The organism is Paraburkholderia sediminicola, assembly GCF_046027355.1.
Taxonomy (GTDB): Bacteria; Pseudomonadota; Gammaproteobacteria; order Burkholderiales; family Burkholderiaceae; genus Paraburkholderia; species Paraburkholderia sediminicola_B.
On the sequence record NZ_JAQQEK010000004.1, the window covers coordinates 251,673 to 278,407 of the forward strand.

Consider the following 26,735-nt stretch of genomic DNA (forward strand, 5'->3'; position numbering starts at 1 on the left):
GCGATGAATCTGTCGCGTCCGTTTATCTCCCGCCCGGTCGCCACCACGCTGCTGGCGATCGGCATCGCACTGGCCGGTATTTTCGCGTTCACCAAACTGCCGGTGGCGCCGCTGCCGCAGGTCGATTTTCCAACCATTTCGGTGCAGGCCACGCTGCCGGGCGCGAGTCCGGATACCGTGGCGACCAGCGTCGCCAGTCCGCTCGAACGGCATCTCGGCTCGATCGCCGATGTTACCGAAATGACCTCGTCGAGCTCGGTCGGCTCGACGCGTATCACCATGCAGTTCGGCCTGAACCGCGACATCGACGGCGCCGCGCGCGACGTGCAGGCCGCCATCAACGCGGCCCGCGCCGATCTGCCGGCGAGCTTGCGCAGCAACCCGACGTACCACAAGGTCAATCCGGCTGATGCGCCGATCCTGATTCTGGCGCTCACGTCGAAAACGCTCACTGCCGGCCAGTTGTACGACTCCGCGGCCACCGTGCTGCAACAATCGTTGTCGCAGGTGGACGGCGTCGGCGAAGTGGATGTGAGCGGCTCGGCCAACCCGGCCGTACGTGTCGAACTGGAGCCGAATGCGCTCTCGCACTACGGCATCGGTCTCGAAGACGTGCGCGCGGCACTTGCCGCGGCCAACGCGAACAGCCCGAAAGGCTCGATCGAATTCGGCCCGAACCGCGTGCAGATCTATACCAACGACCAGGCCAGCAAGGCGTCGCAATACAAGGACCTGGTCATCGCCTATCGCAACGGCGCGGCGGTGAAGCTCTCCGACGTGGCCGAGGTGGTCGATTCGGTCGAGGATCTGCGCAACCTCGGCCTCTTCAACGGCAAGCGTTCGGTGCTGGTGATTCTGTACCGCCAGCCGGGCGCGAACATCATCGACACCATCGACCGCGTGACGGCGATGCTGCCGCAACTGCACGCGTCGCTGCCCGCGGACGTCGACATCGCGCCGGCCGCCGACCGCTCCACCACGATCCGCGCCTCGCTGAAAGACACCGAACGCACGCTGGTGGTCGCGGTCGCGCTGGTGGTGATGGTGGTGTTTCTGTTCCTGCGCAACTGGCGCGCCACGCTGATTCCGAGCGTGGCCGTGCCGATTTCCATCATCGGCACGTTCGGCGCGATGTACCTGCTCGGATTCTCGATCGACAACCTCTCGCTGATGGCCTTGACCATCGCGACCGGCTTCGTGGTCGACGACGCGATCGTCGTGCTGGAAAACATCTCTCGACACGTCGAGAACGGCGTGCCGCGCATGAAGGCGGCCTTTCTCGGCGCGCGCGAAGTCGGCTTTACCGTGCTATCGATCAGTATTTCGCTAGTCGCCGTGTTCCTGCCGATTCTGCTGATGGGCGGCATTGTCGGGCGCCTGTTCCGCGAATTCGCGCTCACACTTTCGCTCGCGATCGGCGTGTCGCTGATCGTCTCCCTCACGCTCACGCCGATGATGTGCTCGCGCCTCCTGCGCGAGCCGCACGAGCGGAAGGAAGAAGGACGTTTCGGCCGCTGGCTGGAACGCGGCTTCGCGTCGATGCAGCGCGGCTATGAGCGCACGCTCGGCTGGGCGCTGCTGCATCCGCGCCTGATCGTGACGGTCCTGCTGCTGACCATCGGCCTGAACGTCTGGCTGTACATCATTGTGCCCAAGGGCTTCTTTCCGCAGCAGGACACGGGGCGGCTGATCGGCGGCATTCAGGCGGATCAGGCCACCTCGTTCCAGTCCATGAAAGGCAAGTTCGCGCAGATGATGGAGATCGTCGGCAAGAATCCGGCCGTGGAGAGCGTGGCCGGTTTCACCGGCGGACGGCAGACCAATTCCGGCTTCATGTTCGTGACACTGAAATCGAAGTCCGAGCGCAAGGCCTCCGCCGATCAGGTAATTCAGGAACTGCGCGTGCCGCTCGGCGACGTGGCCGGTGCGCGGACTTTCCTGCAAGCGGTGCAGGACATTCGCGTCGGCGGGCGGCAATCGAACGCGCAGTACCAGTTCACGCTGCTGGCCGATTCGACGCCCGACCTGTACCTGTGGGGACCGAAGCTCACCGAGGCGCTGCAGGCGCGCCCCGAACTGGCGGACGTGAATTCCGACCAGCAGCAAGGCGGCCTCGAAGCGATGGTGACGATCGACCGCGCCACCGCCGCGCGCCTCGGCATCAAGCCGGCGCAGATCGACAACACCTTGTACGACGCGTTCGGCCAGCGCCAGGTGTCGACCATCTATAACCCGCTGAACCAGTATCACGTCGTGATGGAAGTCGCGCCGAAGTACTGGCAGAGCCCGGACATGCTGAAGCAGATCTACGTCAGCACGTCAGGCGGCAGCGCGAGCGGCGCGCAGACCACCAACGCGCCGGCGGGCACGGTGACAACGGCCGCCGCCGCCGCGACGACGTCGTCGATCAGTGCCACGACAGGAGGCACGGCGGGCACGACCGCCTCGAGCGCGGCGAGCATTGCCTCTGACTCCGCGCGCAATCAGGCGATCAATTCGATCGCGGCGAGCGGCAAGTCGAGCGCATCGTCGGGTGCGGCGGTGTCGACGGCGAAGGAAACCATGGTGCCGCTGTCGGCGATCGCGAGCTTCGGTCCGGGCAGTACGCCGCTCTCCGTGAATCACCAGAGCCAGTTCGTTGCCTCGACGATTTCGTTCAATTTGCCGCCGGGCGTTTCGCTGTCGACGGCGACCCAGGCGATTTACGACACGATGGCGCAGATCGGCATGCCGGGGACTATCCACGGCAGTTTCCAGGGGACGGCGCAGGCGTTCCAGCAGTCAATGTCCGATCAGCCGATTTTGATTCTGGCCGCGCTGGCCGCCGTGTATATCGTGCTGGGGATGCTGTACGAGAGCTATATCCATCCGTTGACGATTCTGTCGACGCTGCCTTCGGCAGGGGTGGGGGCGTTGCTGGCGTTGCTGCTGTTCAAGACGGAGTTCAGCATCATCGCGTTGATCGGGGTGATTCTGCTGATCGGTATCGTGAAGAAGAACGCGATCATGATGGTGGACTTTGCCATTGAAGCGTCGCGGCATGGCCTGTCGTCGCGGGATGCGATTCATCAGGCCTGTTTGCTGCGGTTCCGGCCGATCATGATGACGACTTTCGCTGCGTTGCTGGGGGCTTTGCCGCTGGCGTTTGGGCGGGGTGAAGGGGCGGAACTTCGCGCGCCGCTGGGGATTGCGATTGTTGGTGGGTTGATTGTGAGTCAGATGCTTACGCTTTATACGACGCCGGTTGTGTATCTTTATATGGATCGGATTCGGGTGAGGTGGGAGTCGAGGAAGGCGCGCAGAACAGGGATTGCGCCGTCCTGAAGTGATTGGGGTTTCGCGGCGCGTGCTGTCGCAACGTGGCTGACAGCGCCGCGAACCCGGTTTGCAGCAATTCATCGCGTTCGCCGGTATTGCTGACGCTCGCGCGCACGAACTGAGGCACGACGCTCTGTCCTACCGCGAACAGGTCAGCGGCGCTGACAAGACAGTTCTGCTGCCCCAAAACCGCCTGTACATCCGACGCGCGCCCCGGCACCGGAACCTCTATCCAGAAGTGCGGACTCTGCGGGTGCGTCATGTAGTTCAGTCCGGCAAGATAGCTCTCCACGAGATGCTTGCGTCGTTCGAGTTCAGCCGCCTGCTGACGCACGAGCGTCTGCGCCACACCCTGCTCTATCCAGCGGCTCGCAAGCTCCATCGATAGAGGCGTCGCCATCCAGCAGGTGGACCTCACCGCTGCACTAAAGCGGCCGATCAACGGCAAAGGCGCATGGACATAGCCGACGCGCAGGCCCGCCGCGACGACCTTGCTCAAACTGCCGATCACGATGCCGCGTTCGGGCGCAAACAGACTGATTGGCGGCGGGCGGTTTGCCATCAATACGCCATGCGCTTCATCTTCGATAATCAGGACATTGTGGGCCCGGCATATCCTCGCAATGGCCTCGCGGCGGTCGGCCGACAGCACGGCGGTGGTCGGATTCTGGATGCTCGGCGTGCAGTACAGGGCAGAAACACGATGAGTGCGGCAAACTTCCAGTAGCGCTTGAGGCATGAGTCCCTCTTCGTCCATTTCGATGCCGATCAGCTTGATGCCGAGCAAGCGCGCCGCGCTGATCAACCCCGGATAGGTGAGGCGTTCGGTGACCAGAATATCCCCCGCGCGAAGCAGAGCCATCAGCGCGCAGAGCAGCCCGTGCTGGCCGCCGTTGACGCACACGATCTGCTCCGGCTCGACCCTGAAGTCGCCGTGCGTCAACCATCGCGCACCGGCCTGGCGATGGCGCGCCGAACCGAGATCCGGCGTATAAAGCGTGAGCTCACGCAAGGTCTCGGCATCCCCGGCCAGTTCCTCGAGGCTCCGTGCGAGCATGGCGGCTACCTGTCCGGGAATGTGCGTGCTGCGGCTCATATCGATGCACGGGTGCGGCTCGTCGATAAAATTCTTAAAACCGCGGTCGCGTGAACGCTCCAGGCCGCGTTTGCGCACGAAGGTCCCATCTCCCACCCTCGCGACGACCAGTCCAATGCGCTCCAATTCAGCGTACGAGCGACTGACCGTACCGGCAGTCACACCAAGCTTGTCGGCCAGCAGCCGGTGCGGTGGAAGCTTGGCGCCGCCCGCGATCGAGCCGTCGTGAATCCGTGCAGCCAAGGCCTCTGCGAGGCGCTTGTATTTGGCCGCCTGCCCGCCCTCGAGCGCCGGCTTCAGAATTGAAACCATGTCAATAATTGGTTTGACTGTCATTAGGCATCCTAATACGCTTATTGAAGCGATCAATACCCATTTTACTGATTCATCGAGATTTAAATTAAGATAAGGGATCAATTGACACCATGGCGATAACGGCCACTATCGATAGTCCGCAAAAGGCACACGGAGGTTGGCGCACTGGGTTCGTGACGTCCCTCCTCTTTCTGATCGTCTGCCTGAGCTGGGGCACCACTTGGCTGGGCATCAAGATAGCCGTTGAAAGCGCGCCGCCGCTGACTTCCGCCGGCCTTCGCTTTCTGATCGCCTTCCCGCTGTTCCTGGCCTTTGCGTTGATCCGCAAGGAGTCGCTTTTCTTCCCCCGCGAAAAAATCGGCTTCTTTATTTTCGTCACGTTGGGCTACTTCAGCGTTCCGTATTATTTTCTCAACTACGGGGAAATGCATGTCGCATCGGGATTGACGGCCCTATTGTTTAGCAGCATGCCAGTCTTTATCTTGATATTTTCCGCATTATTTCTCCGGGAAAAGATTTATCTCTCGCAATTCATCGGAATCGCCGTCGGTTTCGGCAGTCTGTTCATGATCGTAAAAACTCAAGGCATGCACATGGATCACGCCGAACTCTTTGGGGTTCTGGCGATTCTCGCCGCAGCAATCATGCATGCGTTGTGCTACGTCATCACGAAGCGTCAGGGCGCGCACATCAGCGTGATCACCTTCAACACGCTGCCGATCGGTATCGCCGGGTTAATGCTGTTCATTGCGGGAACGTTGCTCGAACACCCCAGACTGTCCGAGATCACACTTCGCTCATGGAGCGCGCTGACCTACTTGGGATTGGCGGCTTCAGTCGGCGGATTCATCGTCTATTTCTTTTTGCTCAAGCGACTTAGTCCGGTCATTCTTTCGTTCGTGTTCATCGTCTTCCCTGTGTTTGCCGTCGTGATCGGCTCCTGGTACGAGGGGCTGCCGATTTCCAGGGACCTCTGTTTCTATTCAGCTATGTTGCTCCTCGGCTTCGCCATTACAAAGTTGCCCGTGGAAAAACTCATGGCGAGAAACAGCCGGACGTCGTCGTGAGGCCGATATGGACACGCTCAATCACGAAAATCTGCAGCGCATTTACCTCCACGCCGGCAGCACGTATCCCGAGGAGTGTTGTGGCTTTGTTTTCGCCGACGGCACCGTGCACTGCGGCGTCAATATCCAGAGCGAGTTGAATCGCCGCCAGCCTGATATCCATACGCGCACCGCAACCAACGGCTACACCTTCTCCGTCGCGGATACGCTTGCGATGAACCGAAGCTTTCGAAGCAGCAACCCCGTCACGATCATCTACCACTCGCATCCGGATGTCGGCGCCTACTTCAGCCGTGAAGACGAGAACAAGGCGCTGTTCATGGGCAAGCCGACATACCCGGTTGCCTACCTGGTCGTGGATGTCTACAAGGCTCAGGCCAGGTCGGCAAAGCTGTTCCGGTGGAACGGCAAGTGTTTTGCCTGCATTCAGGAGTTTCAAGTCAACGAACAAGACTCAACGACACACGTCAGGAGCTGACCAATGAAAGTAGTGATAGTCCCGGAAGTTCTCGCGAGAGCCGCACACTTGCCATCCCAGCGTATGGAAGCCGACGGCAACACGTTGCGCGAAGTAATCGAACGCGTTTGCGTGCGTCATCCGCGGCTTCGTGCCCACCTGTTTTATGAAAACGGCGCCTTCAAGGAACATTTTCTCCTGACCTGTTCGGGCGAACTCGCAGACCTCGAACATGTGCCCGCAGCCCACAGTGAAGTCGAAATCATGCTGGCCACTTCTGGCGGTCTCGATACGGACCACCTTTCCAATGACGAGATCCGTCGCTATGTACGTCATATCACGCTGCCAGGCGTCGGACGTGCGGGCCAATTGCGGCTCAAGAAGGCAAAAGTGCTGATTATCGGCACAGGGGGTTTGGGCGCACCCGTCTGCCTTTATCTGGCCGCAGCCGGAGTCGGCACCCTCGGGCTGATCGACTTCGACGTGGTGGAGAGCAGCAATTTGCAGCGCCAGATCGTGCATGGAAACAGCACGCTCGGCATGCTCAAGGTGGAGTCAGCGAAACAGCGGCTGCATGATCTGAATGCAGACATTGCGATCAACACCTATGCTGCCGCGCTCGACGCGGACAACGCGCGGCATCTGATCGGACAATACGACGTGGTGGTCGACGGCACGGACAACTTCGCGTCGCGCTACCTGGTGAATGACACGTGTGCGCAGTTGGGCAAACCGCTCGTTTACGGCGCGGTATCGCGGTTCGAAGGGCAAATGAGTGTTTTCAATCATCGCGGAGGGCCCTGCTATCGCTGCCTTTTTCCGAAGAGCCCACCTCCGGAACTGGCACCAAACTGCAGCGCCGGCGGCGTCATTGGCGTGCTACCCGGCGTCGTCGGTCTCATTCAGGCAACGGAGGCAATCAAGCTGATTCTCGATATCGGCGAATCACTATCTGGGCGGCTGATGCGTTTCGACGCGCTGACCATGAGATTTAACGAGGTTCGATTCCCGCGCCGATCGGACTGCCCGTCGTGCTCCCCAAATCGCGAAGGCAAACTCTCCGAACCCGAGCAGTTACTGTGTGCAAGCGCAAACGCGGGCCAACAACGACTGGCGCCTGAATTCTTCATCGAACCGCGTGCACTCAAAGCGATCATGGCGCGTGCAGACAGTGAACATATATTGCTCGATGTGCGCGACGCGAACGAACTGGAAGTCTGTCGACTGCCCGGCATACTGCACATCCCTCTGGATGAGCTGAACGAGCGCACCGCTCTGCTGGATTCGCGTCAGACACATTATCTGATCTGCTATGGCGGCCTACGGGCCGAGCGCGCGGCAACCATCCTTCAGGAGGCCGGCTTCGCTGACGTGAAAGTGCTGGAAGGCGGAATGAAGCGCTGGGTAAAGGATGTCGATCCCGACATGCCCATCTATTAGTCTAAAATCGGGCGCCAATCCGATGATTTACCAGTCGATACTCGAAGTCATAGGCAACACGCCTATCGTTCGTCTGAGGGCGCTCTCTGGCGAACTTGGGCTGGATGTCTATGTGAAGCTCGAATCCCTTAATCTGGGCGGCAGCCACAAGGCGCGAATCGCTTTGGGTATGATCCTCGACGCTGAGCGCAAAGGCATTCTTGTACGAGGCAAGCAACAAACTATCGTGGAACCCAGCGGCGGCAACACCGGTATCGGACTCGCGATCGCCGGCAATATTCTCGGCTACGAAGTAGTACTGGTGATACCCGATAACTACAGTCCAGAAAAGCAACAACTGCTGCGACTGTATGGTGCCAAGGTGGTGCTGTCAGACAGCCGCTTGGGAAACAATTCTCACGGTCAACGTGCGATGGAATTGCAGCTTGAGAATCCCCACTATGTGATGCTCAATCAGCAGCGCAACTACGCCAATCCAGAAACGCATCGACAGTCCACGGCTCTGGAAATCATTCGCGACTTCGGCGACCGTCAAGTGGACTGCTTTGTGGCTGGCATAGGCACCGGAGGACATATCACCGGCATTGGCGAGACGCTCAAGCAGCATTGGCCCGATATTCGCGTGTTCGGCGTCGAGCCGGAGCAATGCGATCTGCTCGCAGACCAGCATGCTCCGCATGGAATCCAGGGATTGTCGATCGGCGTGGTTCCGGCGATCTTGAACTTGTCCGTACTTGACGGGATGGTTAAGGTTTCAGAACCTGACTGTCAGGAGATGATTCGCCGAACCATGCGGAGCGACTCGATCAGCCTCGGAATTTCTTCGGCGGCCAACCTCGTAGCAGTCTCCAAACTGAGAACAACGCTGCCCAGAGGGGCTATCGTGCTCACCATGATTTACGACGGCGTCGAGTCTTACCTGGCTTATTTCGAGTAACGGCAACGATTCTCCGTTGCCGTCGTTTCCTATCGCGCTCCAGACGAACCGCTTCGGTGCGACCAAGCAGGGTTGAGTGCGCGCGATCGGACAAATTTCATGGATGAAAGACGTCTGTGGCAAACGTGGCGTCGTTGAATGAGCAGGATAGACGCTCTTTTCCCGCGCCCATGCTCTTGCGACGTATCTCCAGCCGCCCGATCAACCTCGTGTTGTCAAGATGAGTGCCGCCACAAGGGATCACGTTACCCTCGCATTCCCAATAGCGGGCGTCCGGATGGATCGCGTGGGGATAGACACGCACGTCGCTGGCTCGCAGGACGAATGCATTGGCGATGTCTTCTATCTCGCGGATTTCTTCGGTGGCGATACGCTCGTCCACGGCAAAATCGAGCCGTGCTGCGTCAGTCCGAATATGACATCCGAGTATCCAGGCAGCCGCGTCAGGTCTTATTTGTTGCACGCCGATCAGGAGCAGGTGGCAAGCCGTGTGGCTTAGGGAAAGTTGCGCACGGCGCAAGCGGTTGATGCGCACCTCGACCGGATCGCCTACCCGCACGTTAGCAAGATGCCCGATGTCATCGGGATGAACGATATGTTCAACCACCCCGCCTACCTGGATGTCAGGAAAATCCGCGATCGTCAGATGATCGCCATACATCTTCTTTGCATGGATGAAGCGAATTTCGACGCCATTCTGTAAAACGATGACTCCGTGGTCCGCGTCCTGCCCTCCACCTTCCGGATAGGCGACGGTGGCATCGAGCTCCACATAGCCGGCACCGATCTTGACTACCGTTGCGACGCAACGGTCCAGATTAAAATCTTCGTAGTAGCGCTTGCTGGTCGTTCGATTCAATGAAAACATGGCAGTCAGAATAGATCTATCAGAATGGTGGCGGGGCGTTGGGACTTTCTCTTCCGTGTCAGTTGTAATGCGGACTTGAGCGTGACGATCGAATCAGACGGAATGTTCTCTGTAATCACGCAATGCGGCGAGATAAACACATCATCGCCAATCACAATGTCGCCGAAGATTCGCGTGAATGCACCGACTTCGATGCGGTTGCCCAATGTCGGATGTCGTTTGCCGGACGGATTGGCGGATATGCCCGTGGCACCGAGCACGACGCCACCGAGGATGTAGCAGTCGTCGCCGATGCGAGTCGTCTCACCGATCACCGTGCCCCACCCGTGGTCCAGAACGAAGCGCTGGCCGATATGACAGCGCGGATGAATCTCCGCGCCCGAGAGCAGCTTGCCCCGCGCCGATACCAGAGCAGCGACACTTTCGATTTCCCTGTCGAGGTCACCGCCAAGCGATGCCATGTCGAAAATTGCGTGAGCAAGGCGGTAGTGAAGTACTGCTTTGTAGGACGAGTATCCGAAGGCGATATCTTCGACCGAACCGCGGGATGCGGGGTCCTTGGTGGCGAAGGCGTTCAGATCGTTTTCGGCCGCTCTGGCTGCCGCAAGCCACAGAGCATGCGTTGCAATTTTATTGACCAGAGCGGGGGAGCAGCATTCCATCAATGCTGCGGTGAGGAGGTTTTGAACGATCTTTTTTGGCATTTATACGTCCACGTTCGCTAGAACTATGGTTATGCCAACGGGTGACGTATGCGGCTATGGGACAAGTCCGAAACCGAACGACAATGGCATGGCTGCCCGCGGTCGATGACCTCGCGCCACCCGCACGGGCGGCAATCGCCTCAAAATAGATTTCCCAATTTTGCATTCCTTCATTAATCATTTTTTTGGTTATGCGGAATACTTATCCATTTAATTTCATTGACGAATTTTTACGGAAATCCTATATACGCGCGATAGAGCCGATCTGATAATAAAAAAGAATTTTGACGGGGAAAGGCATATGAAGTCATGCGAAGGCCTGCTGTATCAGGTCAGTCAATGGAGGGGTCATGTATAGCCCCACCCAGTCACGCACCCTGAGTGTCTCGTGCGATGCCTTCCCGGTCGAGCTCGGCAAGCAGACCCTGTTTCCCGTGCGGTTACGTGGTACTGAGGCACTCGGCAAGCTGTACAGGTACACGCTCGACATGGCGACAACTTACTCGCCGATTATTTCCAGGATCGGCACCAGCCGTCAGATCACCCCCGAGAAACTGGTCGGCAAAGAGGTGACGATCTCGATTGAGTTCGACGGGAAGGGAACATTTGTCACCGGCATCGCCAGCTACAGCGGTGCTGCAAACGTCGGCGCTGGCGTCAGGACGATTTCGGGGATCATCAGCAAAGTCGAGTTGACCGGCGCCGATGATCGCCACGTGTACTACCGCCTTGTCGTGCGGCCCACCCTATGGCTGACCACAAAGACGTCGCGCAGTCGCATATTCCAGAACAGAAGCGTGCTGGATATCACCAGCGATGTGCTGCGCGATTATCCGATTCTGTATGACATGAAGGTGTCCGCCTTCAGGCTGAAAAACGGCTACCCGGAGCGCGACTTCGTCCGTCAGATGTGGGAATCCGACTTCGATTTCCTGACCCGCCTGTGGCGAGAATGGGGACTGTATTACTTCGAGGATAACAACCGGCTCGTGTTCTGTGACGCGCCAGGTGTCCACCGGCCTCATGGGAATGCTTACGACTCAATACGCTACCACGCGCCCAGCGCCGGGCGCATCGACGAGGAATACATCTACCGCCTGAATTCGTCGCGCAGGATCACCGCCGCGAAAGTGAGCGTGGTCGATTACGACTATACGCGCGCACGTCAGAATTTACCCGAGGAACACGACGCGTTCGGAGACCTGCACCGGGCAGAAGAACGGCACTGGGGCGACTATTCACAGCCGCTTGCCGGCGCAATGGGCCTGTCGGGTCAGCCTAACAGTTATCTGGAGGAAGCCCGCTATCTCGCAGGCGTGCGGGCCTATGCGCTTTACTCGCGTAACGAGCGTCTCAGAGGGCGCGGTAACCTGCTCGGCCTGAAAACGGGCAGGACATTCCGGCTCACCGATCACCCGGAGCCGGCTATTAACGCTGAGTATCTGGTGGTATCCACGACGGTCGATATCTTCAGCGTGAGCGAGACGACGGTGTCGGCCGGAATGCCCGACCAACGCCGGTACCAGTGCGTGACCGACTTCGTGCTGCAACCGACCGACCGGTTCTTCAAGAACGGGCCGAAAAAGAAGCCGCGCTGTCACGCGGAAACGGCGGTCGTGGTCGGACCGAAAGACCGGACCACCTGGGTCGATGCGTACGGGCGGGTGAAAATCAGTTACCTCTGGGACCTGGACAGGCCAAAGGACGAAAACGCAAGCTGCTGGGTGCGCGTGTCATCGCCATGGCAGGGTGACTCGTTCGGCACGATCTATGTGCCCCGTATCGGCGAGGAAGTGACCGTCAACTATCACGAAGGCGACCCTGACAAGCCCTACATTGCTGACCGGATGGTCAACCGGTTCAGACAGCCGCCATGGAAACTTCCAGCCAATCATGCACTGAGCGGCACACGCACGCGAGACCTCGACGGATTACAGGCCAACCAGATCGTCGCCGACGATACACCCGGAAAACTTCAGGTGCAGGTCAGCAGCGATTACGCGCAGTCGCGGCTGGTGCTCGGCTATAACACGCACATCGACGGCAACGACGGGCGCAAGGAGGAACGCGGCCAGGGGTGGGAGCTGGCAACGGATTCATGGGGCGCGCTGCGCGCCAATCGGGGCATGGTCATCAGCACCGAAACGCGAGCGGGTGCAACGGCCCCCGTCAAGGACATGGGCGAGACGGGGCAGCGGCTCACGCAGGCGCGCGAACTTCATGAGGATATGGCGGACGTTGCTCGGCAGCACAATGCCCAGCAGGACGACACGAACCAGCGCGACGCCATCGGTGATATCAAGGCGCAGACCAGCGCCATTCGTGGCGACGCGAAAGCGGACGGCAATCCGTTCCCGGAACTGGCGCGGCCCGACATGGTACTCGCGAGCGCAGCAGGGATCGGAATGACGGCGGCGCAGAGCACCCATATTGCGAGCAGGTACGACCTGGCCGTGACGACCGGGCGGGACGTGAGCATTGCGTCGGGCCGCTCGTTGTTCGCAGCAGTGCGTGGTGCCGTTTCCCTGTTCGCGTATCAGCTTGGCATGAGGCTGATCGCGGCAAAGGGCAAGGTAGAGGTTCAGGCGCAAAGCGACGAAATGGCGCTCACCGCATTGAAAGACGTGACGATCACCAGCACCAATGGCCGGGTTGTCGTCACAGCGGCGAAGGAGGTCTGGATTGGCGCGGGCGGCTCGTATATCCAGATCAACGGCAGCGGGATCATCAACGGGTCGCCGGGTCCGATTCTCGAAAGGACCGCATCGTGGGACGTTCCAGGCCCCGATGCCCGCATACCCAGTTTCGCCCCATTCGGCTCAGGCACACCGACTGACGGTCATACGCATTCCCTCTGAACCCTCGCCATTCCATCGAATGATTATCAGCCCGCCCTTTCTTTCAGCAGCATACCCGCAGCAGAATGACATGATGCCCACGGCGACCGCCGGCAGCACCGTCGTGCACGACAGCGATGTGTGCAGCTCCAGCATGCTGGAGTGTGCACCCGGCAACGGTGCGTATCCGGTCAGCTTCAATCTCAGCTGGCATGGCGGCGCGCATCTGATGGCGCCCGCCGATGGCAATCAGCCTGCCCCCGTTCGTGCCATTGCGGACGGCAGGATCGTTTACGTGCGGCGGACGGATACGACTCACAAGCCGACGCTCAAGTACCGGAACGTCCGCACGGATGACGGCTGCGTCGTCATCCGGCACGACACGGAAATCGGCGAAGGCGACAATGCGAAGGTCACCTACTACTCCGTGTACATGCATATGCAGCAGGTGCTTTCATCCCTCGCAGTGGGCAGGAAGATCTACCGTAAGGACCTGATCGGCACACCGGGCCAGATCTACGGCCAGTTTCCGCAAATCCACTTTGAGATCGTCTGCGACGAGGTGAATCTGCGGAAGTTTATTGGGCGCGCTCCGGGTCCGCTGGCTAGTACGCCGGCACGAACGGACGCGGTCTATGGCGACATATGGTTCTTCGTTCCTCGTGGCGCAAATCTCTTTGCGAGTGAGCCGCACCCGTATCGTGAAGACGATAGCTATCCAGCCGTTGCCACGCTGCACCCGCAGGCGTCTCTCGTCCCGGCCGGAACGAGCCGCGATCTTGTTATCCGCATGCATTACGAGAAGGACTGCACGCTCACGACCTACCAGCAGCATACGGATGGAAACTGGTCCGCCTCCGGAGCCATGCCCGTTGAGAGCGAAGCAGAGTACAACCTGTACAAAAGGGCTATGGCACTTCATGGGCGTTTTACCGACAACAGTCTGGCAGGGATTCCCGCGGGCATCGCGGTAGCCTCCCCCAGCGCCATCTTCGAGATGCTCCGCTTCGGGCGCTGCATCAACGCCCAGCTTACCGACGGCGCGCGCTTCAATCACTGGCGCAAAGTGAGGACACCGGACGGTGACGGATGGATCAATCTCTCGAAGGCGGGCGTGCGCGTCTATAGCGATGCTGATTTTCCCGAATGGGCTGGTTGGAGTTTCATCAACGACGATCCGGCGCCCGACAGCCTGTGTGATTCGCCCACGGTAAAGCGCTGGCTGGACGTCAATCATTCCGGGCATGTCAGCCACGCTGACGCTGTGCAGGCACTGGGTCTCGGTGCAATCCGGCAACGCATGGGGCATGCAGTGTGCAAATTCCCTTCCGAGTGGAGCCGGGCTGGACTGGAAGCACGATACAACTGGCTGAAGAGTCCGCATGAGGCATTGACCAACCCGTTGTCGGAAAGTGATTTCAACAGGCTGATGGAGCATGCGCGTGATCTGGCGTTCTGGGAGGACGTCAGCGATCCCGGTTTGCCGCATGCCAGTGAGGTCTGGCATTTCCCGCCGGCGGCGTTTGTGCGGCAGTTCAGGCAATGCCGCTGGCTTTCCGCCAAAGAACTGGAGCAGGTATATCCCGATACCTATGTCGAAAAATCCAGTGGTCAACTTCATCAGGCGACGCATGCCATATCTGCCGAGATACGCGAGCGCTACCGAAACATACTGAACCGACTGCTGGAGAAGCATTCCATCAGCCGAAACCCGATGCGAATGTCACACTTCTTTGGTCAAGGCGCGGAGGAGTCGCGAACGCTGGCATGGATGGAGGAGCATCGAAGCGAGGCGTCCTGCAACGCTATGTACGCTCATTCGAACGGAAATGATCTTCCAGGGGATGGGTACAAATTCCGGGGAAGAGGTATGAAGCAATTGACGGGTAAATATAACTACACGGAATACTGGGTGTATCGAGGATGGTTGAGCAGGCGCGACTTCACTGCTTCATGGTGGACTCACCCGCACCCGACTCGGCCGAGCATTACGACACCTGAGATCTTGCTGACTGTTCCATACAATGCAATCGACGCCGGTACATGGTATTGGGAAGCAGGACCAAATCACGGATTGCCGCATGAAAAAAGCACGATAAACGTGCCTGCGGATGTCGGGGTGACAGAAAATCAAATCCAGCGCGTCACAAGAGCAATTAACGGTGGTGACAATGGGCTCGAAAATAGAACCTATCACACGTTAAGGTTGTACAAATTTTTTGGAGATCTCTTATGAGTTTGTTTGAGAAATTGTCAGTGGCAGCGTTATGCGGATGCCTGTTTCTCACAAACCCGAATGTCTCTGCAAAAACTGGTACTCGGACATATGAAGACGAGCATGTTGAGCTTTCATACCCGGACAATCGATACAATAGCGTGAAAGTCGATGCAAATTCAGAGAGTAATTTCTATACCTATCTTCTTCATCTCAGGGATGTCGATGCCGACGATATCTTGACGGTGTGCAAGGGAGATATACGCAAATGTGGCTCCTACGACGGGGTAAAGCCATACTGGTATAGCGAAGACGGAACACTGATGCTTTTTAGCGCAACAACTATAGTTGCGCCGAAGAGGTCAATGGGTACCGGGCAAACGGCCTATGAGGCATTTCCAGCTTGTCCGACGACAGATAGTCGCGGTCGATCGCATGCTTATGGTGCGCAATGCTACGAACTGGTTGTGTCTCAGAAAGGCAAAACGGTGTCCCTAACTTACTGGATCGGTGAAATGCCGAATCGCAAATCAAAAGTTGACGCTGCGAGAGCTGCGACGCATATTTTGCAATCCGTGAAAATAAAATGATCCAAAAAATATTGGCTCCCGGATGGACAGAACGCCTTGGTTACTTTTCTTTGCGGGTCGACAAACTGGAGACAGAAAAGCACGGGTGGGCTGTCACCACACATGTACATCGTCTTTTAAACTTCACCAAATAACTGAGTGTGAAAGCAATCCTCATGATCGACCTCATCCGACTCGGTGACACCACCGACCACGGCGGCCAAGTCGTCACCGCCTCCCAAACTCTCCGTTATGCCGGGCGGCGCGTGGCCCGCAAGGGCGATCTCATAGAATGCCCGCTGCACCCCGACGTCCAGCCCAATATGATCCTCGAAGGCGACACGGGAATAACCGATTGCGGTACGCCCGTTGCGCGGCAGGGCCATCAGGCCACCTGCGGATGCAGTCTGATTTCGAGTCTGGCGTGAGCGGTCATGAGTACGCGGAAAAAAGGCAGGCCTTGAGTGAAGGCCGGAAACGAATACCTGAAGCGAAGCCGGTCGATTGTCAAATTTCGACACAACGCTACTGGGTGGCATTGAAGTGTGATCGAATGGACCTGCTGGTCCACGAACAGTGGCAGGTTTAACCAGGCGGGGTTTTTCCCCTTTGACCGCCTGTTGGCTTGAATGCTGGTGGACCGGCACCTTCCAGACGCTTCGTTTTCCTGAGCTATCGGAAAGACTGAAGGTGATCCATGCGGCGGTTGCCATCACTGATCACGTTGCGCCTCTTCGAAGAGACGGCACGTCACCTGAGTTTTAACCGGACCGCGGCGGCGCTATGTGTAACCCAAGACGCCGTCAGCCGGCAGATCATGATGCTTGAGGAATCCCTTGGCGCCCGTCTGTTCGAACGCGACCATACGGGTATCGCCCGACAGCGGCGGGCGCGCAGTTGCGGCCCTGTCTCGCCGACGCCTTCGGCATGATCGAGCGTGGATCCCACAACCAACCCCTAAAGCTTCTGCTCCACGGCGAGCACCACAATCCGCGCCCATTGTTTAGCCTGCCGCTCATCCCGCATAGGCAAGACCCAAGTTTGATGCTTAGCATCTTTGACCTTCAAGGCGACCTGCCATTGCCCGCCTTGGCCCTGCACCTCCGCCCCGAGCAGATCGGCAAAAATATAAGCCCCCTGCTCGTCACCAAGACGAATCTCACACAGCCGTTTACCGGCAGCAAGCCGCACCGACCCCCAACTCCCTTTGAGTTCGTGAGTCCAATCTCCATCACGAACATTCGCTGCCACTTCCTTGCGGCGCCGCCACCAATAAGCCATCGCGGCAACCAGCAGCAAAGCGACCAGCACGGCAACGCCAACCGCCACGGCAAGACCAAAAGCCGCCTGCAAGGCATAAAACGCCCGCACCGCGCCATACCCCAGCGCGATCAGCGCAATCAACGCAACGAGAATCGGCATCGCGAGCTCACAAGGCAAAAAAACTCAGCCTAGCACGAGCGACGCCCGCCTCTTACCGCAAGAAACCATTGCGAAAATCACGCGGGCGCCCAGCTTGAGCGTTAAGGCTGCTTATGCGTCGCAGCCCAATCCTTCACCGCCTTCAGCGTGTTCTCGACATGCTTCTCCGGCGACAGGCTCGTGTACTCATAGATGATCTTGCCATCCGGCGCGATCACGTACGACACGCGATTGGCCATCGACGCATGCATCGGCAGGCCCGCGTCATACTCACCGATCACCTTCGAATCGGCATCGGCCGCGACCGGGAATTTGCTGCGGCATTCGCTCACCGAAAACTTGGTCAACGTGTCGATGTTGTCGTGCGACACGCCGATCACCGTCGCGCCATATTTCTTGTACTCATCGACGGCTTCGGCGAACTCGTGCGCTTCGATCGTGCAACCCTTGGTGAAGGCCGCCGGATAGAAATACACCACCACCGGCCCTTTCTTCAGTTCGTCGGCAAGCGAATAGGTGTAGGTCTTGCCGCCCAACGAGGCCTGCGCGGTGAACGCCGGCGCCACGTCGCCCGGCTTGAGGGTTGCCGAGGCCGTCAGCGAATGCATGGCGAATCCCACCGACACGGCGGCGACCAGTACCGCCGATATGAATTTCTTCTTCATCTGCTTTTCTCCAGGCGTGGATGCACGCGGTTCGTCCAATGAACCCAAGGCCGCTGCGCTCAGAAGAACGCCGGCCAACTTCGCTATTGGACCACGTACTCAGAAGGTACGTAAGAACCAGCCTGAAGGATGCGGAAGTCGTTGCCGTGAACGCGACCACGGCAAACACAGGCAAAACGCGCAGCCGGCCAAACTGCCCGTCAGGCCGCCACTTCGGCGATATGCGCGCCGAACCACGCTGCAGCCGACAGATTCAGCTCGGCCAGCACCTCGGGCGTAAAGGCCACGAAGCCGCCCGGCGCGTCGGGGCCCAGCGCGATCGATACCGCATCGACGCCCTCGCCGGCCGCCTCGGCGAGGCGCAGCAAGGTGCCCAGCTCGCCGCGCCGCGACACGATTGCTTCGCGAATCTGCGGCGCGAGGCCGAGTTTCTCCAGCACCGCGCCCGGCGAACTGCCGAGCACCACGTGAATCAGAGAAAAAATGCCGGTCATGAACGCGGCATCGGCGAATTCGTCGTCGGCGGGACGCAACCAGCCTGCGGCCAGCTCCATGAAGCGCGAGCGCGTCCCCGCCAGTTGCACCAGCGGATCGGCGCGCCACGGCAGGTCACCGCTGTCCGCGTAAAGCAGCAGTTGCGCCCAGCGCGCGATCTGCCGAGTGCCAGTGGCAATGATCGCCTCGCGCAGCGACGCGATATTGCGCCCCAGCCCGAATGCACTCGAATTGACGAGGCGCAGCAGCTGCACCACCACGCTCGGGTTCAGCTTGAGCTCCGCTTCGAGCTCGACGATGCCGGCATCGCGCGACAGCAAGGCCAGCAGGCGCAGCAGGCCCGGCCGCGGCGAGCGGTTGCGCGGCGCGGCCAGCACCTGCGGCCGCGCGAAAAAGTAGCCCTGAAACAGATCGAAGCCGAGCTCACGCGCGAGCGCGAAATCCTCGCGCGTCTCGACCTTCTCGGCGATCAGCGTCTTGCCCTGCCCGCGCACCAGCGACGCCAGCCTCGGCAGCACGGCGCGGTCGGTCTGCAAAAAGTCGATCTTGACGATGTCGGCGTGCGGCAGCGCGCCGATCAGCTCGTCGGACAGTTCGCTGACATCGTCGAGCGCCACCTGAAAGCCGGCGCGGCGCAGCTCGCCCAGACGGCGGACCAGTTGCGCGTCGAATTTCACGGTCTCGAGGATTTCGAGCACGAAGCGCTCGGGCGGCATCAGATGGACGATGTCGTTAAAGAGCAGCGCGCGATCGATATTGACGAAGCCGCGATGCTGGCCCAGCACCGTCGGCACGCCGATCCCGCCGATCGCGCGCGCCACCACCTGCGCGGTCGCCTGGGCGTCGTCGGTGACTTCGGCGTAGTTATGCGCGCCGGCTCGAAACAACAATTCGTAAGCATTGAGCGCGCCGTCGCGATCGAGGATCGGCTGGCGGCCCAGATAGACGAATTGCGTGGCAGGCGACGGGTCGGCGCCTTGGGCGGTTGCGTCGAGCACCTCGATGTGCCCGGCAGTGGCCTTGGCTTGATGGCGTTCAGACATGGAGCATCGGTGCAAGTGTTCGGGAAGCTACGCAGCAGCGACGTCACAGCCGGCACTGCACAACAGAGGTTTGTCCTATTAACGGACGTTGAATAGCCGCACTTTAACTGAATCGGTCCCGGGCCGCCGCCAAGCCGCGCAAGCGTTTCCTTACCACTTGTTTTTTACAGCAGGCGCTAAAGATTTCCCCGCAGGGGTCGTTATCTCGTTCTGATGGGGCGGCCTGATACCTCTCGACCGCCCTCATACGGCGGGCAGAGAGCCGCCCCGCCTGCAGACGAATACAGGTTGCCAGCGATAAACATGGAAGCGAACAGGATCACCGCGCCCCGCCGGGGCTCCTTGCGCACGGTCATCGACCGGCTTCGTGCGTTCGGCCGGCGCGTGGACGGCAAACCGCAGACGGCCGCAAGCCGCGCTGCGCAACTGGAACAGGTGGTCGGCGCCGTCGACCTGCTGGCGCACGTCGACGACGAACTGCGCTTCATCTATGTGTCCGAGGCCAGCCTGCGCTTCATCGGCTATCACCGCGAGTATCTCGAGACGATCACGCTGCACGACCTGGTAGCGCCGGCCGACGTGCCACGGCTCGACACCCTCCTGACGCGCGCCGCCGTGTCGGGCAACGTCGAGAAGGCCACGCTCGGTCTGATCAAGTCGCTCACTTACCCGATCACCGTCGAGCTGCGCGTGGTGCGCAGCAGCCACGACGGCACCGAAGGCTATGCCATCGCCGGCTTCGACGTGTCGGCCTGGCGGGCCACCGAGGAACGCCTGACCCAGGCGCTGCATCTGGACCGCCTGACCAATCTGGCCAACCAGTCGGCGCTGATCCCGGCGCTCCTCGACGTCCAGCAGCAAGCCGACGCGCACGGCACGCCGGCCGCGCTGCTGCTGCTCGACCTCGACGACTATCAGCGCGTGAACCGCGCGCTCGGCTACGACGCCGGCGACGAAATGCTGCGCGACACCTCACGCCGCATACTGAATATGACGAGCCCGAGCGAGACCGTGGCGCGCGTGGCCAGCGACGAGTTCGCGATCCTCGTGAAGCCCGCCGCCAGCCGCACCGACGCCGCGGCCGCCGCCGAAACGCTGGCGCGGCGCCTCTTGACCGCGATCCAGCAGCCGTATGTGTTCAACGGCCAGCAGGTGCATCTGTCGGCGAGCATCGGCATCGCGCTCTATCCCGACGTGCGCCACGCCAACGACACCGCCGCGCACGACACCCACCTGCTGCGCTGGGCCGACCATGCCCTCTTGCAGGCCAAGGCGGCCGGCGGCAACACGCTCGCCTTCTACGTCCCCGACGACAACCCCGCCGACGCCGAACGCCTGAAGCTGGAGGCCGACCTCTACGACGGTGTGCGCAACGGCGAGTTCTCGCTACACTTCCAGCCGATCACGAGCAGCCGCACGCACGGCGTGGTCGGCGTGGAAGCGCTGATCCGCTGGTTGCATCCGGTGCACGGCCTGGTGCCGCCGTCCATGTTCATCCCACTTGCTGAGTCGATCGGCCTGATCAACTTCCTCGGCAACTGGGTGTTGAAGGTGGCCTGCATGCAGTTGATCCAGTGGGATGCGAAGGGCATCGCTTTGCAATACGTGGCCGTGAACGTGTCGCCGCAGCAGTTCCGCGATCCGCGCTTCAAGGACTCCGTGCGCGAGGCGATCGAACTGACCGGCATCGATCCGCGCCGCCTCGTGTTCGAGATCACCGAAAGCCTGCTGATGCACGACCCGGCGCATGCCAAGGGTCTGCTCGAAGACCTGACGGCAATGGGCATCCGCTTCGCGGTCGACGACTTCGGCACCGGCTATTCGAGCCTGGCTTACCTGCAACGCTTCCCGCTGGCCAAGCTCAAGATCGACAGGAGTTTTGTCGAGAATCTGCTAACCTCCCGGAACGATCAGGCAATCGTTAGCGCTGTCGTGGGCCTCGCTCAGACACTGGATCTCGAGCTGGTGGCCGAGGGCGTCGAAACGGAAGCGCAGCGCACCCTGCTCACCGAGATGGGATGCGACCACATCCAGGGGTGGCTCGTCTGCAAGGCACTGCCCTCCGACGAACTCGCGCAGCGTTTCGAAGCGCGCACGCTTCACTTGCACAGCGCCTAGCGATGCAGGCAAAGCACTCATGTAGCGGCTCATTTGCCTGCTCATGCAGCGGAACAAGCCGGCCTCTGGCCAGCGTGGCACTCATTGGAACATGTATGGCTTTGGCGGGACTCACATGGTAAAGGCGGCGGTGCTCGACCGGCTCTGGACGCGAATGAGCGAACGCGGCGATTTCCCCATGCTGTCGCAATCGCTGCGCTCCACCATGGCGGCGATGAACAATGACGACCTCGACTTCACCGGCCTCGTGCAGGTGGTGCTGTCCGACTTCGCCCTGACGCAAAAAGTGCTGCGGCTCGCCAACTCCGCCATGTACATGGCGTTCGGCGGCAACATCACGACCGTGTCGCGCGCGCTGATGGTGCTCGGCATGGACGCGGTCGGCCATCTCGTGGTCGGCCTGAAGATCGTCGATCACTTCCATCACAGCGCGCCGCGCCGCATCGACGCGAAACTCGAACTGAACCGCACGCTGCTGTCGGGCTGCGTCGCGCGCAAGCTGACCGAGCGCGGCGATCTGCGCGCCGGTGAGGAAGCCGTGGTCTGCACGCTGATGCGGCAGATCGGCAAGCTGCTGGTGGTGTTCTATCTCGACGCCGAATGGGACCAGATTCGCCGCCATATCGACGACGGCACGCTCGAAGCCGATGCCTGCGTGCTGGTGCTCGGCGTGACCTTCGACGAAATCGGCGCCGAAGCCGCCGTGCGCTGGCGCCTGCCCGACATGATCCGCTCCGGCATGGGCGAGTTCGACCCGCAAGACGTCACGCAGCCGCGCCAGGTGCAGTGGCTGCGCGCCATCACCAATTACTCGACGGCGGTCGCCGACGTGCTCACCCAGCAGAACATGCCGGACTGGGAGCGCGAGCAACGCATCGCCGAACTGGCGCAGGAATATAGCGGCGCGCTGAACACCGATCCGGAAGTGCTGCTCGAGATGAGCGTGGCGCTCGCCCGTGAAGAAGGCGGCGACGGCGTGATGCGAGAGATCGTCGAGTTGCGCGCCAATGCGGACGCGATCGCGCGCGAGGCGCTCAATCCCGAGGCACGTATCGCGGTGGGCGTCGAAGATCTGCGCGGCCTGCCCGACGGCAGCCCACTCCAGCCGGCGCTGGCGATGGCCGCGGAAACGCTGCTCGCCGGCCTCGGCTTTGCGCGCACCGTGGTGTTCGTCAAGCACAGCAACGGCACCTTCAAGGCGCGCCTCGGTCTCGGATCGAAGATCGACGCGGCGTTGCCCAAGCTAACGTTCAACACCGCCTTCGAGCCCGACGTGTTTCATCTGGCGATCGCGAACTCGGTGGGCATCTTCATCGAGAACGCACGCGACCCGAAGATGGTCGCGCGGCTGCCCGAATGGTTCCGCCGCTCATTCGACGACGCCCGCGCCTTCGTGCTGCTGCCGGTCGTCGATGAAAGCGACACAACCGTCGCCTTGCTCTACGGCGACTGGTCGCATAGCCAGGAGCCACGGCGCATCTCACAGAAAGAGATGAGCGTGTTGAATGAACTGGCCAGGGAGTTAGGACGTTTTTTCGGCTTGGGGCAGATGCGGGAAATGGAGATGATGTGAAGACCTGGCGTGATCGTTGATCACGGTGCTTCACTCTCACCTGTTCTGTATTTGCCCTACGCCACGTTGAAGTCGAGTCAGGCTCGCCGAGGCCGCCATGCATCGCATGCCGCGGCCTCCCGCCGAATCACTGATCTCAATCCTCGATTCTTTCCAGCCCTTCCGCGCTGCGGTCCGCGACACCGGCCCACGCGCCCGCCGCCAGACCGAGTTCCGCGACCTCTTCCACCGTCAACGGCTGCAAGCGCGCGCACAGCGCTTCGATCTCGTCCCACGCGCCGCGTTCGAGCGCTTCGACCGCGGTGAGCAGCAACCCCAGCACGCCCTGTCGATGCAGGATGCCCGCCTGAATCGGACGCGACAACGTCAGCACGTTCAAGGTGCTTTCGAGCGAGCCGCCGAACACCGCGTCGACGAATGAAAACACGCCGGTCAGGAACGCCGCATCGGCTTCGTCGCGGCCGGCTTCGGGCAAGCGCTCGATCGCCAGTTCCATGAAACGCGCGCGGGTCGCGGCGAGTTGCAGCAGGGGATCGTCCTCGAGAGCGACCTTGCGGCCGTCGGCGTAGAGCAGCAACTGCGTCCAGCGCGCGATGCGGTTGGTGCCGGTCGCGTTGATCGCTTCGCGCAGCGTCGTGACCTTGTGGCCGACGGCGAGGCCGCTCGAATTGGCGAGCTTCATCAGATGCATCACCAGCACCGGATTGAGCTTGAGTTCGGCTTCGAGTTGCGCGACGGTCGGATCGCCCGAGAGGAGTTGCAGCAGATTCAGCAAGGCATGGCGCGGCGCGCTGACACGGCGCGTCGCCGAGGTCTGCGCACGCGCGAAGAAGTAACCCTGGAAGCGATCGAAGCCGAGTTCATGGGCCGTTTCGAAATCGGCTTGCGTGTCGATTCCCGAAGCCACCAGCAGCTTGCCCGCCGACTTGAGCACGCTCGCCAGTTTCGGCAGCAGCGCGCGCGGCACGCCGGTGAAATCGATCTTGACGACTTCCGCGTAAGGCAGCAGTTTGGCGAAGGTTTCGTTGGGCTGGGTCACCTCGTCGAGCACGAATCGATAGCGGCGGCCATGCAACTTGACGATGCGCGCCACGAGCGCCTCGTCGCACTCGATCGTCGGCGCCAGTTCGAGCATGAAGCGCTCGGCGGGCAGCCGCAGGATCGCGTCGTCGAATAGCATGTCGCGGCTGACGTCGACATAAGCCGGATGCCCGGTCAGCGCGCCGCGCACATTGCCCTGAAGCAGGCCGTGAATGATGGCTCGCGCCACGCGTTGCGCCGGATCGGGTTCGCGGCACGACGGCGTGTCGGCACCACTGTTCGCGTCTGCGGCGGCTCGCGCGGCCTCCAGCATCTCCGCGGTCCATTCCGGTGCGCGCGCCTTGATCTCGTAGCCGCACAGCATGCCGTCACGATTCAGAATCGGCTGCCGCGCGAAGCTGGCATTCAATTGCGCATCGTCCGTTGCACCCGTGTGGCCCGGATTCTCGATTGCGATGGTGGTCATTGCGCTCCCCCGCTAAGCGCCGCCCAGGCGCTTACTGCTGTATTTTGATTTTCGCCGCACCGTTAGCGCGCGTTCCAAGCCGTGAAGGCTGTAGCGCCCGCGGTGCACCCGGCAATTTTAGCGCAGGCCGCCATGCGCGGACACGTCCGTGAAGCAATATCTGGAAATAATTGGAGATCAGTCTGAAAGCGATCCGGCGCAAAATCGCCGATACTCTTGTGCAGTGCAGAAGCGTTCCAACCGCGTTTAACCACCAAGGAAAAACATGGACGTCAAAAGCGTGCTGTCAAATGCCTTCGCGATGCCGATCACGAGCCCGGCATTCCCCATGGGCCCGTACCGGTTCATCAACCGCGAATTTCTGATCATCACCTACCGCACCGATCCGGACAAACTGCGCGCCGTAGTGCCCGAGCCGCTCGAAATCGGCGAGCCGCTAGTGCATTACGAGTTCATCCGCATGCCGGATTCGACGGGTTTCGGCGATTACACGGAAAGCGGCCAGGTGATTCCGGTGTCGTACAAGGGCGTGGCGGGCGGCTACACGCTGGCCATGTATCTGGACGACCACCCGCCGATCGCCGGCGGCCGCGAACTGTGGGGCTTTCCGAAGAAGCTCGCGAACCCGGTGCTCGCCGTCCACACCGACACGCTCGTCGGCACGCTCGACTATGGTCCGGTGCGTATCGCCACCGGCACGATGGGCTACAAGCATCGGCAGCTCGATCTGGCGCAGCAGAAAAAGCGCCTCGAAACGCCGAACTTTTTGCTCAAGGTGATTCCTCATGTGGACGGCACGCCGCGTATCTGCGAACTGGTGCGCTACTACCTGCAGGACATCGATCTGAAAGGCGCCTGGACCGGCCCGGCCGCGCTCGAACTGGCGCCGCATGCGCTCGCGCCGGTTGCCGAGTTGCCGGTGCTGGAGATTGTCGAGGCGCGTCATCTGATTGCCGATCTGACGCTCGGTCTCGGCGAAGTGGTATTCGATTATCTCGATCAGCCGGAAGCGAACGTGCGTTGAACGATTGGCGTCGGCCTTGCGCCGCCGCCAATGCAAACGCAAACGGCCGCAATAGGGCCGTTTGCATCAGCTTCAACGAATCGCGTGAGACGCGTAGCGCGTTACTTCAACACCACCTTCACATCGAAGTACTTCGCCGCGAAACGGTCGATCGTGCCGTCCGCCTTCAGTTCCTTGAGCGCCTGGTTCAGTGCGTCCTTCAAGGCCTTGTCGCCCTTGCGGATGCCGAAGCCGACGCCCGCGCCGAGCAGCTTCTCGTCGCTGACGGCCGGACCGGCGAACTCGAAGCCCGCGCCTTGCGGCTTCTTCAGGAAGCCCTTCGACGCGGCTTCCGCGTCCTGGAACGCGGCGTCCAGACGCCCCGAGGCGAGGTCGGCGTAAATCTGGTCCTGCGTCTGATACGGCACGACGTCGACGCCGGCCGGCGCCCAGCGCGCCTTCGCGTAGGTTTCCTGGATCGTGCCCTGCAGCACGCCGACATGCTTACCCTTGAGCGAAGCCGGCGTCGGCAAGAGACCGCTGCCCTTCTTCGCGATCATCTGATTCGGGATCGTGTAGATCGGATCGGTGAAGTCGATCGCCTGGCGGCGCTGATCCGTGATCGTCATGTCCGAGTTGATGGCGTTGAACTTGCGCGCCTGCAAGGCCGGGATCAGACCGTCGAACGAGTTCTCGACCCACACGCATTTGGCCTTCAGCTTCGCGCACACGGCATTGCCGACGTCGATGTCGAAACCCTGCAGATCGCCTGACGGCGACTTCGATTCGAACGGCGCATACGATGCCTCGACGCCGAAATGCACTTCCTTGATATCGGCAGCCGATGCGGTGCCGGCCGTGACCGAAGCCGCTGCGAACAGCGCGAGCGCAGCCATGTTTCGCCAATTCATCTTCATTACGGGTGTTCCTCTACGGTATTGAATAAGACGGAGCCGAATCCGGGCAAGCATGATTGCCGCGCCAAAATTGCGATTCAAACTCGTGCGGCCGGTGTGGTGCGGCGCAACAGCCGCGAGGCCGCGATTGTACAGGCTTCGTCTGCCGCGCCTGTGGGCGCGCCGCGCG

20 protein-coding genes and 1 pseudogene are annotated in these 26,735 nt (G+C 60.7%); 13 read left to right on the forward strand and 8 right to left on the reverse strand.

From position 1 onward, the window contains the following. Positions 1–3 precede the first annotated feature (3 nt). Positions 4–3,324, forward strand: coding sequence for an efflux RND transporter permease subunit (locus PQR42_RS09390; RefSeq protein WP_408386147.1), 3,321 nt, complete (start codon positions 4–6; stop codon positions 3,322–3,324). Here PQR42_RS09390 and PQR42_RS09395 read toward each other — a convergent pair. Continuing rightward, positions 3,224–4,831, reverse strand: a complete 1,608-nt coding sequence (locus tag PQR42_RS09395; protein WP_408386145.1) for an aminotransferase-like domain-containing protein — start codon at positions 4,829–4,831, stop codon at positions 3,224–3,226. The genes PQR42_RS09390 and PQR42_RS09395 overlap by 101 nt on opposite strands. Positions 4,832–4,902: 71 nt before the next feature. Here PQR42_RS09395 and PQR42_RS09400 point away from each other — a divergent pair, with 71 nt between their 5' ends. The 4 genes from PQR42_RS09400 to PQR42_RS09415 are packed head-to-tail and all read left to right on the forward strand — an operon-like array spanning position 4,903 to position 8,630. Then, the gene (locus PQR42_RS09400; protein ID WP_408386143.1) at positions 4,903–5,796 is read left to right on the forward strand and encodes a DMT family transporter; all 894 of its coding nucleotides are present in this window, start codon (positions 4,903–4,905) and stop codon (positions 5,794–5,796) included. Positions 5,797–5,803: 7 nt separating this feature from the next. Next, complete coding sequence (locus PQR42_RS09405; RefSeq protein ID WP_408207737.1) at positions 5,804–6,274, forward strand: M67 family metallopeptidase; 471 nt, start codon at positions 5,804–5,806, stop codon at positions 6,272–6,274. A 3-nt stretch (positions 6,275–6,277) separates the two neighbouring features. Then, a complete protein-coding gene (gene moeB, locus PQR42_RS09410; RefSeq protein ID WP_408207739.1) occupies positions 6,278–7,693 on the forward strand; it encodes a molybdopterin-synthase adenylyltransferase MoeB in 1,416 nt (471 codons plus the stop codon). A gap of 22 nt (positions 7,694–7,715) precedes the next feature. Then, the gene (locus PQR42_RS09415) at positions 7,716–8,630 is read left to right on the forward strand and encodes a PLP-dependent cysteine synthase family protein (protein WP_408386141.1); all 915 of its coding nucleotides are present in this window, start codon (positions 7,716–7,718) and stop codon (positions 8,628–8,630) included. A gap of 97 nt (positions 8,631–8,727) precedes the next feature. Here PQR42_RS09415 and PQR42_RS09420 read toward each other — a convergent pair whose 3' ends face one another. Continuing rightward, positions 8,728–9,498, reverse strand: coding sequence for an alanyl-tRNA editing protein (locus PQR42_RS09420; RefSeq protein WP_408386139.1), 771 nt, complete (start codon positions 9,496–9,498; stop codon positions 8,728–8,730). Between the two features lie 5 nt (positions 9,499–9,503). Further along, complete coding sequence (locus tag PQR42_RS09425; RefSeq protein WP_408386137.1) at positions 9,504–10,202, reverse strand: serine O-acetyltransferase; 699 nt, start codon at positions 10,200–10,202, stop codon at positions 9,504–9,506. 350 nt (positions 10,203–10,552) lie between these two features. On the opposite strand from PQR42_RS09425, the gene PQR42_RS09430 reads away from it, so the two are divergent. The 5 genes and pseudogenes from PQR42_RS09430 to PQR42_RS09450 all read left to right on the forward strand — a co-directional run. Continuing rightward, positions 10,553–13,060, forward strand: coding sequence for a type VI secretion system Vgr family protein (locus tag PQR42_RS09430; RefSeq protein WP_408386135.1), 2,508 nt, complete (start codon positions 10,553–10,555; stop codon positions 13,058–13,060). Positions 13,061–13,130: 70 nt separating this feature from the next. Beyond that, positions 13,131–15,275 (forward strand): hydroxyethylthiazole kinase, encoded by a 2,145-nt coding sequence (locus PQR42_RS09435; RefSeq protein WP_408386133.1) that lies wholly within the window; start codon positions 13,131–13,133, stop codon positions 15,273–15,275. Continuing rightward, on the forward strand, positions 15,272–15,844 hold the full coding sequence (locus PQR42_RS09440; protein ID WP_408386131.1) for a hypothetical protein: 573 nt from the start codon (positions 15,272–15,274) through the stop codon (positions 15,842–15,844). The genes PQR42_RS09435 and PQR42_RS09440 overlap by 4 nt, the downstream gene beginning before the upstream one ends. Positions 15,845–15,999: 155 nt before the next feature. Beyond that, complete coding sequence (locus PQR42_RS09445; RefSeq protein ID WP_408386129.1) at positions 16,000–16,251, forward strand: PAAR domain-containing protein; 252 nt, start codon at positions 16,000–16,002, stop codon at positions 16,249–16,251. 269 nt (positions 16,252–16,520) lie between these two features. Then, positions 16,521–16,765: pseudogene (locus tag PQR42_RS09450) on the forward strand (LysR family transcriptional regulator); the annotation flags it as partial. A gap of 15 nt (positions 16,766–16,780) precedes the next feature. Here the strand turns inward: PQR42_RS09450 and PQR42_RS09455 are convergent. From PQR42_RS09455 to PQR42_RS09465, 3 genes are all read right to left on the reverse strand, one after another. Next, positions 16,781–17,245: a hypothetical protein gene (locus tag PQR42_RS09455; protein ID WP_408386127.1), complete on the reverse strand. Its 465-nt coding sequence runs from the start codon at positions 17,243–17,245 to the stop codon at positions 16,781–16,783. 101 nt (positions 17,246–17,346) lie between these two features. Continuing rightward, positions 17,347–17,910 (reverse strand): peroxiredoxin, encoded by a 564-nt coding sequence (locus PQR42_RS09460; protein ID WP_408386125.1) that lies wholly within the window; start codon positions 17,908–17,910, stop codon positions 17,347–17,349. Between the two features lie 200 nt (positions 17,911–18,110). After that, positions 18,111–19,448, reverse strand: coding sequence for an EAL and HDOD domain-containing protein (locus PQR42_RS09465; protein ID WP_408386123.1), 1,338 nt, complete (start codon positions 19,446–19,448; stop codon positions 18,111–18,113). Between the two features lie 303 nt (positions 19,449–19,751). Here PQR42_RS09465 and PQR42_RS09470 point away from each other — a divergent pair, with 303 nt between their 5' ends. Both PQR42_RS09470 and PQR42_RS09475 read left to right on the forward strand, forming a co-directional pair. Further along, positions 19,752–21,566: a putative bifunctional diguanylate cyclase/phosphodiesterase gene (locus tag PQR42_RS09470; protein WP_408207752.1), complete on the forward strand. Its 1,815-nt coding sequence runs from the start codon at positions 19,752–19,754 to the stop codon at positions 21,564–21,566. A 115-nt stretch (positions 21,567–21,681) separates the two neighbouring features. Beyond that, the gene (locus PQR42_RS09475) at positions 21,682–23,139 is read left to right on the forward strand and encodes an HDOD domain-containing protein (RefSeq protein WP_408386121.1); all 1,458 of its coding nucleotides are present in this window, start codon (positions 21,682–21,684) and stop codon (positions 23,137–23,139) included. A 136-nt stretch (positions 23,140–23,275) separates the two neighbouring features. Here PQR42_RS09475 and PQR42_RS09480 read toward each other — a convergent pair whose 3' ends face one another. After that, positions 23,276–24,646 carry an EAL and HDOD domain-containing protein gene (locus PQR42_RS09480; protein ID WP_408207757.1) on the reverse strand — a complete coding sequence of 457 codons (1,371 nt, stop codon included), beginning with the start codon at positions 24,644–24,646 and terminating at the stop codon, positions 23,276–23,278. Positions 24,647–24,911: 265 nt separating this feature from the next. Here PQR42_RS09480 and PQR42_RS09485 point away from each other — a divergent pair, with 265 nt between their 5' ends. After that, positions 24,912–25,670: an acetoacetate decarboxylase gene (locus tag PQR42_RS09485; RefSeq protein WP_408207760.1), complete on the forward strand. Its 759-nt coding sequence runs from the start codon at positions 24,912–24,914 to the stop codon at positions 25,668–25,670. Positions 25,671–25,771: 101 nt separating this feature from the next. Here the strand turns inward: PQR42_RS09485 and PQR42_RS09490 are convergent, their stop codons facing one another. Continuing rightward, positions 25,772–26,566: an ABC transporter substrate-binding protein gene (locus PQR42_RS09490; RefSeq protein ID WP_408207762.1), complete on the reverse strand. Its 795-nt coding sequence runs from the start codon at positions 26,564–26,566 to the stop codon at positions 25,772–25,774. Between the last annotated feature and the right edge of the window lie 169 nt (positions 26,567–26,735).

What these genes read in the sequence shown, in the direction of transcription:
- PQR42_RS09470 (WP_408207752.1), top strand. Translation starts at nt 19,752, where the DNA reads ATGGAAGCGAACAGGATCACCGCGCCCCGCCGGGGCTCCTTGCGCACG.
- PQR42_RS09440 (WP_408386131.1), top strand. Translation starts at nt 15,272, where the DNA reads ATGAGTTTGTTTGAGAAATTGTCAGTGGCAGCGTTATGCGGATGCCTG.
- PQR42_RS09420 (WP_408386139.1), bottom strand. Translation starts at nt 9,498, where the DNA reads ATGTTTTCATTGAATCGAACGACCAGCAAGCGCTACTACGAAGATTTT.
- PQR42_RS09415 (WP_408386141.1), top strand. Translation starts at nt 7,716, where the DNA reads ATGATTTACCAGTCGATACTCGAAGTCATAGGCAACACGCCTATCGTT.
- PQR42_RS09475 (WP_408386121.1), top strand. Translation starts at nt 21,682, where the DNA reads ATGGTAAAGGCGGCGGTGCTCGACCGGCTCTGGACGCGAATGAGCGAA.
- PQR42_RS09390 (WP_408386147.1), top strand. Translation starts at nt 4, where the DNA reads ATGAATCTGTCGCGTCCGTTTATCTCCCGCCCGGTCGCCACCACGCTG.
- PQR42_RS09445 (WP_408386129.1), top strand. Translation starts at nt 16,000, where the DNA reads ATGATCGACCTCATCCGACTCGGTGACACCACCGACCACGGCGGCCAA.
- PQR42_RS09430 (WP_408386135.1), top strand. Translation starts at nt 10,553, where the DNA reads ATGTATAGCCCCACCCAGTCACGCACCCTGAGTGTCTCGTGCGATGCC.
- PQR42_RS09480 (WP_408207757.1), bottom strand. Translation starts at nt 24,646, where the DNA reads ATGACCACCATCGCAATCGAGAATCCGGGCCACACGGGTGCAACGGAC.
- PQR42_RS09490 (WP_408207762.1), bottom strand. Translation starts at nt 26,566, where the DNA reads ATGAAGATGAATTGGCGAAACATGGCTGCGCTCGCGCTGTTCGCAGCG.
- PQR42_RS09405 (WP_408207737.1), top strand. Translation starts at nt 5,804, where the DNA reads ATGGACACGCTCAATCACGAAAATCTGCAGCGCATTTACCTCCACGCC.
- PQR42_RS09455 (WP_408386127.1), bottom strand. Translation starts at nt 17,245, where the DNA reads ATGCCGATTCTCGTTGCGTTGATTGCGCTGATCGCGCTGGGGTATGGC.
- PQR42_RS09425 (WP_408386137.1), bottom strand. Translation starts at nt 10,202, where the DNA reads ATGCCAAAAAAGATCGTTCAAAACCTCCTCACCGCAGCATTGATGGAA.
- moeB (WP_408207739.1), top strand. Translation starts at nt 6,278, where the DNA reads ATGAAAGTAGTGATAGTCCCGGAAGTTCTCGCGAGAGCCGCACACTTG.
- PQR42_RS09435 (WP_408386133.1), top strand. Translation starts at nt 13,131, where the DNA reads ATGATGCCCACGGCGACCGCCGGCAGCACCGTCGTGCACGACAGCGAT.
- PQR42_RS09485 (WP_408207760.1), top strand. Translation starts at nt 24,912, where the DNA reads ATGGACGTCAAAAGCGTGCTGTCAAATGCCTTCGCGATGCCGATCACG.
- PQR42_RS09460 (WP_408386125.1), bottom strand. Translation starts at nt 17,910, where the DNA reads ATGAAGAAGAAATTCATATCGGCGGTACTGGTCGCCGCCGTGTCGGTG.
- PQR42_RS09465 (WP_408386123.1), bottom strand. Translation starts at nt 19,448, where the DNA reads ATGTCTGAACGCCATCAAGCCAAGGCCACTGCCGGGCACATCGAGGTG.